This is a genomic window from Streptomyces sp. NPDC092952 (genome assembly GCF_044754785.1).
In the GTDB taxonomy this organism is placed as follows: Bacteria; Actinomycetota; Actinomycetes; order Streptomycetales; family Streptomycetaceae; genus Streptomyces.
Genome location: NZ_JBIVPT010000044.1, coordinates 1 through 7,459, shown reverse-complemented (window position 1 = coordinate 7,459; position 7,459 = coordinate 1). Strand labels below are relative to the sequence as shown.

General features: G+C 67.9%; 7 protein-coding genes and 4 pseudogenes. 5 read left to right on the top strand and 6 right to left on the bottom strand.

What is annotated here, in order from left to right; translation table 11 throughout:
• Positions 1 to 125: 125 nt before the first annotated feature.
• Both ACIQGQ_RS36940 and ACIQGQ_RS36935 read right to left on the bottom strand, forming a co-directional pair.
• Entirely contained in the window at positions 126 to 1,013 is an 888-nt protein-coding gene (locus tag ACIQGQ_RS36940; RefSeq protein ID WP_402405000.1) for an alpha/beta fold hydrolase, read from the bottom strand.
• Between the two features lie 76 nt (positions 1,014 to 1,089).
• Entirely contained in the window at positions 1,090 to 1,605 is a 516-nt protein-coding gene (locus ACIQGQ_RS36935; protein WP_402404997.1) for a cupin domain-containing protein, read from the bottom strand.
• 157 nt (positions 1,606 to 1,762) lie between these two features.
• On the opposite strand from ACIQGQ_RS36935, the gene ACIQGQ_RS36930 reads away from it, so the two are divergent.
• Positions 1,763 to 2,362, top strand: a complete 600-nt coding sequence (locus ACIQGQ_RS36930) for a TetR/AcrR family transcriptional regulator (RefSeq protein WP_402404994.1) — start codon at positions 1,763 to 1,765, stop codon at positions 2,360 to 2,362.
• A gap of 8 nt (positions 2,363 to 2,370) precedes the next feature.
• Here ACIQGQ_RS36930 and ACIQGQ_RS36925 read toward each other — a convergent pair.
• The 3 genes and pseudogenes from ACIQGQ_RS36925 to ACIQGQ_RS36915 form a co-directional block, all read right to left on the bottom strand.
• Positions 2,371 to 2,601 (bottom strand): annotated as a pseudogene (locus tag ACIQGQ_RS36925) (IS5/IS1182 family transposase); the annotation flags it as partial.
• Between the two features lie 52 nt (positions 2,602 to 2,653).
• On the bottom strand, positions 2,654 to 3,568 hold the full coding sequence (locus tag ACIQGQ_RS36920; RefSeq protein ID WP_402405003.1) for a tyrosine-type recombinase/integrase: 915 nt from the start codon (positions 3,566 to 3,568) through the stop codon (positions 2,654 to 2,656).
• Between the two features lie 95 nt (positions 3,569 to 3,663).
• A pseudogene (locus tag ACIQGQ_RS36915) lies at positions 3,664 to 4,449 on the bottom strand (SpoIIE family protein phosphatase); the annotation flags it as partial.
• Positions 4,450 to 4,718: 269 nt separating this feature from the next.
• Here ACIQGQ_RS36915 and ACIQGQ_RS36910 point away from each other — a divergent pair.
• A pseudogene (locus tag ACIQGQ_RS36910) lies at positions 4,719 to 4,994 on the top strand (hypothetical protein); the annotation flags it as partial.
• A gap of 58 nt (positions 4,995 to 5,052) precedes the next feature.
• A pseudogene (locus ACIQGQ_RS36905) lies at positions 5,053 to 5,583 on the top strand (transposase family protein); the annotation flags it as partial.
• A gap of 24 nt (positions 5,584 to 5,607) precedes the next feature.
• On the opposite strand, the gene ACIQGQ_RS36900 reads toward ACIQGQ_RS36905, so the two are convergent.
• Positions 5,608 to 6,939, bottom strand: a complete 1,332-nt coding sequence (locus ACIQGQ_RS36900) for a protein kinase (RefSeq protein ID WP_402404992.1) — start codon at positions 6,937 to 6,939, stop codon at positions 5,608 to 5,610.
• A 136-nt stretch (positions 6,940 to 7,075) separates the two neighbouring features.
• On the opposite strand from ACIQGQ_RS36900, the gene ACIQGQ_RS36895 reads away from it, so the two are divergent.
• Both ACIQGQ_RS36895 and ACIQGQ_RS36890 read left to right on the top strand, forming a co-directional pair.
• Positions 7,076 to 7,327, top strand: coding sequence for a hypothetical protein (locus tag ACIQGQ_RS36895; protein WP_402404989.1), 252 nt, complete (start codon positions 7,076 to 7,078; stop codon positions 7,325 to 7,327).
• Between the two features lie 60 nt (positions 7,328 to 7,387).
• On the top strand, positions 7,388 to 7,459 hold a 72-nt coding region (locus tag ACIQGQ_RS36890; RefSeq protein ID WP_402404935.1), incomplete at its 3' end, for a transposase.

The window sequence follows — 7,459 nt, the reverse complement described above, 5'->3', positions numbered from 1 at the left end:
GCCCCCTGCGCGTCCGGCGACCAGGCCCGCGCATCCCCCACCAGATCACTCACGTTCCATCAACGAGCCTGAACTCAAAGCGTTTCGGATCAATATGTCTCTTGGTGAGCGTGGTATAGGGGGCTTCACGCGGGCTGGCGCAGTGTGTCCGTCCGGCCTGTGAAGAAACTGATCAGTTCCCGGCTCAGAGGCTGGGGCTGTTCCTCCGAGAGGAAGTGACCCGCGCCGGGGATCTCGATAAACCTGATGTCGGCCGCCAGGTGCTCGTTCGAGGCGCGGGCGAGCGAAAGATAGCGCCCGCCGGGCACCAGGACCGGCATGGTCAGTCGAGGGAAACCGGCCGCGACGCGGATGTCCTCGCGCAGCGTGCGGTACCAGCCCGATACCGCGCGGATCGCTTCGACGGAGTCGTAGGCGCGGGCGTAGATCTCCCGGCTCTTCTCGTCGATGGCCTCGGGGGCAGTGGTGAGTTGGTCGACGGACCAGTCGACGACGGACCGGTAGCGGCCCGCGAGCAGTCGCTCGGGAAGCCCGTCGAGTTGGTTGAAGCCGAGGTGCCAGGCGTTCGGGCCGTCGCGCGCGGGTAGGGCGGGGATGGCGCCCAGCGCATCCGTGGGTGCCCCTGGCTCCCACATTGCCAGCCTGGTGGTGCTTTCGGGGAACAGGGCGGCGAAGAAGTAGGCGATCCAGGACCCGACGTCCTCGCCCGCGATGTTGACCCGCTCGTAGCCCAGGTGGCGGACGAGCGCGTGGACATCGTGGGCCATGGTCGTCTTGTCGTACCCCGAGGCAGGTTTTTCGGACTCGCCCATGCCCCGGTACTCGCAGACGATCACCCGGAAGTGTCGTGTGAGCAGTGGGATCATCGAGCGGTACTGCCACCATGTCCGGGGCCAGCCCGGCAGTAGCACGAGCGGTTCACCGGAACCGCTGCTCACGTAGTGCAGGCGGACTCCGTTGACGTGGGCGAAGCCGTGGTCGAAGGATTCAGGCGTTGCAGGTGTGGCGGGCATGCGGGCTCCCCAGCGAGTTTCGGACCGTTCGCGAAGCCAGGGCCTCCTGGTCGGGCGGCCCCGGCATTCCGCGGAACTAACGAGGGTCGGGAAGGACCTCGGTGGCGTAGCGCTCCATCAGCTCCGTCGGGGGCTCCCCGATGCTGAGCTCCCGGATGGGCGGAGCCGTCCCCGGCTCGGCCGGAGTGGCGCTGGCGAGGAGGAGTTCCTCGATGCCTCCTGGAGTGAAGAAGAAGATCATCTTGGCCGCGTGGTAGCCGCGGTTGCGGAAGCGGTGCCGGGTGCCGCGCGGGACGAAGAAGAAGCCGCCGGCGCCGGCGGTCACGGTCTGGTCGCCGTTGAGGAACTCCAGTTCCCCGGAGATCACGTAGAACGCCTCGTCGTGATCGTTGTGGACGTGCGGTTCGGGGCCGCCCTCCGGCGGCACCGTTGCCTCCAGGAACGTCAGCGACCCGTTGGTCTCCGGTGCGCCGACCTTGAGGGTGTAGGTGTCGGCGAACACCCAGGAGGTCTCTCCTTCGCCGGACGGTACATAGACCGCGCCGCGCTTGGTGTACCGGTGATCTGTCGAGTAGGGATCAATCAGGCTCATGGTTCTCCTCGTTGCCGAGCAGCAGTATCCTATCGATCATTATGAAACTATTCCGTGCTCCCGACGCGGTGTCAACACAGCCCCAGTAGGCTGCGGGGGAGGCCCGCCGAGACGGGCGGTCGATGCGCCCGCGGGCGGGAAAGGGCAGGAAAGACACATGCCAGGTGGGCGACCTCGCAGTTACGACCCCGAGGCGGCGCTGAACGCCGCGATGCTCAACTTCTGGACCCAGGGGTACGAGGGCACTGCGATGTCCGACCTCACGGCGGCCATGGGCATGAGCGCCCCCAGTATCTACGCGGCGTTCGGGGACAAGGAGACCCTGTTCCGGAAGGCCGTCGAGCGTTACATGGCCGGCCCCGGTTCCTACTTGGGGGCCGCTCTCGAACAGCGGACTGCCGAGGGGCTGGCGCGCACCTTCCTGCATTCCGCCGTGGACGCCGTCGCGGGTGACCACACTCCGCCCGGTTGCCTGGTCACCCAGAGCGCGCTCGCCGTGAACCCCCGCGCGCTCTCGGTGCAGCAGTACCTCACTGGACTCCGGGAGGCCGGGGTGGCGTCCCTGGCCGACCGGCTCCGCTCCTTCGCCGACCTGCCGACCGGTTCTGACCCCGCTGTTCTCGCCCGGCTCTTGGTCGCTGTTGTCCAGGGATTCGCGGTCCAGGCTGCTTCAGGAGTGCCGCGCGAAGCACTGCGCGCGACCGCCGATCAGATGTTGCTCCAGTGGCCGCGCCGAGAAGGCCGGGCCACGTCCTGACTGATCATTCAGAATGAGGTTCGGAGCCGTCGCAAGCAGATGATGCTGCAGGCGAGTTGGAGCAGTCCGAGATGGAGGTTGGCGCGCATCTCATAGCAGGTCCGCAGGCGTTTGAATCGGTGGAGAGCCGGGCAAAGGTCTGCTCGACGACCCGCCTGGTCCAGCCCGGACCGGATCCGTGGGCTGCCCTTGTAGGCAGTCTTCGGTGTAATGCCACGAGCGCGGAGCGGGCGACGATACTCTTGGGGACCAGTTGGGGACCAGTTGGAGGTCCGGCGTCCTTTGACCGGGTCAGCGGGTCATGACGGTGGGGCTCGGCAGGGAGCGCGGTGCGCGCAGCACGTTGAAGTGGGCCGAGAGCGCGGCCCCGGCGGCCGTGATCTTGTGGACGTCCGGGTGAAGGTAGCGCTGGGTGGTGGTCGGTGAACCGTGGCCGGCGATTCTGCGGAGCACGTGTACGTGGACCCCGGCGTCGGCGAACCAGGTCAGTCCGGTGTGCCGGAGATCGTGGCGGCGCAGATGCTCGTAGCCGAGCTTGGTGACCACGTCGTCCCAGTGTGTGGCGTCGCGCAGGACGGCGGTGGAGATACGTCCGCCTCGCGGGCCCGTGAACAGGCGGGCGTCCGGATTGGGGCCGGCGGACAGGATGCGCCGGGCGACGAGGGGGCGGATCTCCTCGACGATGGGAACCTTGCGGGCCCGCTTGCCCTTGGTGCCCTTGTCGGTCAGCCCGCCGGGCGCGGGCGTGGTCTGGCGCCGCACGGTCCAGATCCACCGGGTGGTGTCGATGTCTCCGACGCGGCAGCCTGAGATCTCTCCGATCCGTGCGGCGGTGCACGCGGCGAAGACGACCACGTCTCCCCAGCCGCGGTACTCGTCGTGGGAGGCGGCCACGAGTGCGTCGGCCAGTGCGACGAGTGTTTCCCAGTCGGGAAGGGCGAGTGCGCGCGGGTCGAGGAGTTCGTCCTCGGCCTGCTTGTAGAGCTTCTGCCAGCCGGTCACCCGGGCGGGGTTCACCTTGATGATGCCGTCGCGGACTGCTTGCTCCATGACGCGGACCAGGACGGCGATGGTGTTCTTGACCGTTGAGCGGCTGAGCTCGTCGGCGATCCAGTTCTGCACGGTGCGGTCGACGGCGCCGTTGGTGATCATGCGGACCGCGAGGTGGCCCAGGGCGGGCACGACGCGCATCCGCCAGCCTGACAGGTAGGGGGCTCTGGCTCAGGTTCTGTGGTGCGGCCACGTTGAGTGACCGGATCACCTCGCGGTTGACCGTCCCGATGGCGAGAACGAACCCCGGGCTAGTCTCCCGCCTCGGCTACAGACCTCTTGCTGAGGAACTGCTTCGCTGCCTCAACCGCTTCTCCGTTGAGTTCCTCGACGGAGACTCCCCAGCTCTCCTCCCAGCCGTCTAGGTTGTGCGCGCAGTGCACAAGGGGTTTCAGCTCTTCGGGGTAGCCGAGGTCGTAGGCGATGTCTGCCCAGATGAGGTGAGTGCCGGCGGTGGGATCCAGGGATCCGTCGACGATCTGACCGGCGATCCAGTAGGCCATTGCCCACTTTGCGGCCCGGGGGTCTGCGGGCGGGTCGAAGAGCAGTCCCAGCTCCTCCAGTACTTGGTCGAAAAGCTCTGGCGCTTCGGGCTCTTCGCTCCGGAGGAGTCCAGCCAGCATGGCCAAGGACGGGCTCTCGACCCCAGCTATCAGCGCGTCCAGACCTGCCTGAATGAGCCTGTCCGACCCGACATGCCTGCCAAATGCCCTCTCACGCCCGATGTGTCTGAACTGATCGACGGCGTCATCGCTGGTCATCAAAGTCTTCTCCGTCGGCATCTGGGACGGGAAGGCTTGCACATCCGCTGGCGCCGCTGCCATCGAGTTCCTCCCGTCGTCGGTGACCAGGACATAAGGACGCGCTTCCGCAGGAGGGCGAAGCCTGCCCGGCCGGTCGGCCTGGACGTGACGCAGGAGTTCGTCGGGGTCGTCCGTGGTCCACTGTGATGCGCGCTCGGTGAACGGGTGGAAGCGTCCGTCGGTTTTGCGTGCTTCGATGATGCCGTCGGTGTAGAGGAGCATCAGGTCGCCGGGCTCGAACGGGAAGCCCCCGCTTTGCTACAGAGAGCCACTTGTCACTTCGCGGCAGCTTCGGGAGGACAGGGCCAAAACGGCGGTTGTCCTGTCGCATTGAAGCTGTCGGATTCTCGCGGCTTCTCGTTCGTGCTGTCGGATTCTCACTGCGTCGCGCGCTGAGCGACGGCGTTTGCCCCGTACGTGGGGTTTGATCTCATTTTCATGGTCCGGTTCTCGCTGTACCCGTCACGGTCGTTCTCGGTAGGTTCGCGGAGCCGGGGGTGGCGATGGATCTGGGTCTGGTCGATGTCGAGTGGGCTGATGGTGAGGGTGGCGGGCTGCGCAAGTCCGTGCTGGATGCGGTGTCCCGGGTTCGGTTCGAGTCGGTGCTCCCGGTGCGGCGGTTCACGTCGTACCGCGGGCAGCGGCACTTCACGGGTTGGTACTGGGCGGCGACGACGGGGTCGCTGGTGGGGTTCGAGTCGTGGTTGGAGCGGGATCGGGCCATGCTCCTCGATCATGACCGGAGGGTGGTGGGGCTGGCCTCGCAGCCGTTCCGGGTGACCTGGCAGGGGGAGAAGCGCCGGATCTCGCGTACGCCGGACTACTTCGCACGGCTGGGCCGTCGACCTGCTGGCCGCGCTCGCACCCACCCTGGCCCAGGCGATACGCGTCGCGCGGACCAAGGCGTTCGTGATCCTGGACGGCACCCTGCTGCCGATCGACCGGATCGCCGCCGACACCCCGTACTACTCGGGCAAACACAAACGTCACGGCATGAACGTCCAGGTCCTCACCGACCCGTTCGGCCGCCTGCTGCGGGCCTCACCCGCGCTTCCCGGATCCACCCACGACCTGACCGCCGCCCGCACCCACGGCATCGTCGACACACTCACCGACGCCGGCCTCAAGTGCTGGGCCGACAAGGCATACCAGGGCGCCGGCGGCTCCATCCGGGTGCCCTTCCGCGGCCGTCGCCTCAAGCGGTGGCAGCGCCGCCACAACAGCACACACGCCAAGATCCGCTGCCTCGGCGAGCAGGCCATGGCCACCCTGAAGGGCTGGCGCCTCCCACGGAAGCTCCGCTGCAGCACCACCCGCATCACAGCGATCTTCCAGGCCATCCTCGTCCTTCACCACGCGTCAGCGTGAGGTTGGAAAGGGCTCAGTGCACACTCACGTCAGAGTTACACAGTCCTGGTAGTTGGCCTTGACGCAGTCCTCCTGCTGGTTGACACCTACGTACACAACGCAGCCGAGCACCAGCGTCAAGAGGGCGCCCGTGAACAGGAGCCAGGAGAACGCCTTGAGGGCCGGGGCGGTCTGCTGCACGGCGCGGGCCCACAAGGGCAGCGCGCTCACGGCCCCGACCAGTCCCCCGAGGATTTGAGCGACGGCCATCCCCCGCGCGTGCCCCCAGTCCATCCCTTCGATGGAATCCACCGCCGCCGCCCAGAACCAGAACCCCGCGACTATCAGCAAGGCACACAGGGCCAGTCGGCCGCCCTGGACAACTCGGGTGCGCATCGGCAGTGACGCCCAGGGCGCGGTGTGGACCACGGTCCTACGCGTCGGAGCGGGGCGCGGCCGAAGCCCGGCGGCGGGCCCGGACCGCCACGTCACGGTGGGCACCGGTTCGGTAGCAGGGCCTGGAGGAGCCAGGCCCGCCGCCCTCACCGCAGCCCGCATCGCCTGCGCGTCCGGGTACCGGTCCTGTGGGCTGAAGGCTAGGGCACGAGCCAGAACCGCGTCCAGGGCCGGTCGGCCAGTGACCCCATAGGAGGCCAGCGCCGGCAGCGTCCGCTCCCACTGCTGAACAGCGACCGCGAAGATGTCGGCGCCGTTGAAGGGCCTGAGGCCCGTCAGGAGCTCGAAGAGCACTACGCCGACCGCGTAGAGGTCGCACCGCCCATCGATGTCCGGCGAGCCGCGGAGCTGCTCCGGAGCCATGTACGGAGGGGTTCCGATTGCCACGTGGGTGCCCGTCAGCGCGGTGCCGGAAACGGCCCTGACGATCCCGAAGTCCGTCACCTTGGCGACGCCGCCCGGCGCCAGCAGGACGTTGGCGGGCTTGATGTCTCGGTGGACCAGCCCTAGGGCGTGGCTGGCCTCGAGGGCGGACAGGAGCTGGTCCACGAGGCGCAGGGCCTGAGGTATGGGCATGGGACCGTGCGTGCGCAGCTGGTCTGCCAGGGAGGGGCCGGCCACCAGTTCCATGACGAAGTAGGGGATGGGCGGGCCGTCCTGGCGTGGCTCCTCTCCGGTGTCGTGCACGGTGACGACGTGGATGTGTCCGAGCGCGGCCATCGCCTGGGACTCGCGCCTGAACCGGGCCACGAAGCCCTCGTCGAGTGCGAGCGCGGGCAGCATCGTCTTGACGGCGACGGGCCGGTTGAGCCTGACGTCGTAGGCGCGGTAGACCTGAGCCATGCCGCCGCTGCCGAGCGGTCCGTCTATGCGGTATCGGCCCTCGGCCAGTGTCGCGCCTGCTTCGAATAAGTCCCCCATGGAGGCAATGGTAGGAGTGGTTCAGGCCCGACCCGGACGGAGTCGACAGCCCCCACAAACGGAACATGCGGATCCGTGTCAGAGGGGCTGCGGGATCCCCCGGGGCAGCAAGCGAGCCACCGCCGCGGTCGGCCACTTGACCCTGGTCACGGCCAGCCTCGCGGCGGTCGCCACCTGCGCTCTCGGGCGCCGCGTGATGCCGGACGACCTTCCGCCCGGCGCGCTGCGCCGCCCCCGCATCGAGGTCCTGGCACTTCTGGACGTCGCCGATCCCGACGACGCCCGACTCGCGGTCCGGCTCGGCGCGCACCCCAACACCCCGCCACCCATTCCCCGGACCTCTGAGTGGACGGTTCGTGACCGTATGAGTGATTCTGTTATCACCTGATGGTGTGGGCGTAGGGCGGAATCTTCCGGTCTGGGGGCTGTGGTCTGGTGGGCTGGCGGGGTGAGTGAACGGAAGCCGTATCCGAGCGACTTATCGGACGGGCAGTGGGCCCTCATCGAGCCGGTGATCACC

Excerpts from the sequence above, each read along its gene's own strand:
- ACIQGQ_RS36940 (WP_402405000.1), bottom strand. The coding sequence starts at position 1,013 with ATGCCCGCCACACCTGCAACGCCTGAATCCTTCGACCACGGCTTCGCC.
- ACIQGQ_RS36930 (WP_402404994.1), top strand. The coding sequence starts at position 1,763 with ATGCCAGGTGGGCGACCTCGCAGTTACGACCCCGAGGCGGCGCTGAAC.
- ACIQGQ_RS36935 (WP_402404997.1), bottom strand. The coding sequence starts at position 1,605 with ATGAGCCTGATTGATCCCTACTCGACAGATCACCGGTACACCAAGCGC.
- ACIQGQ_RS36900 (WP_402404992.1), bottom strand. The coding sequence starts at position 6,939 with ATGGGGGACTTATTCGAAGCAGGCGCGACACTGGCCGAGGGCCGATAC.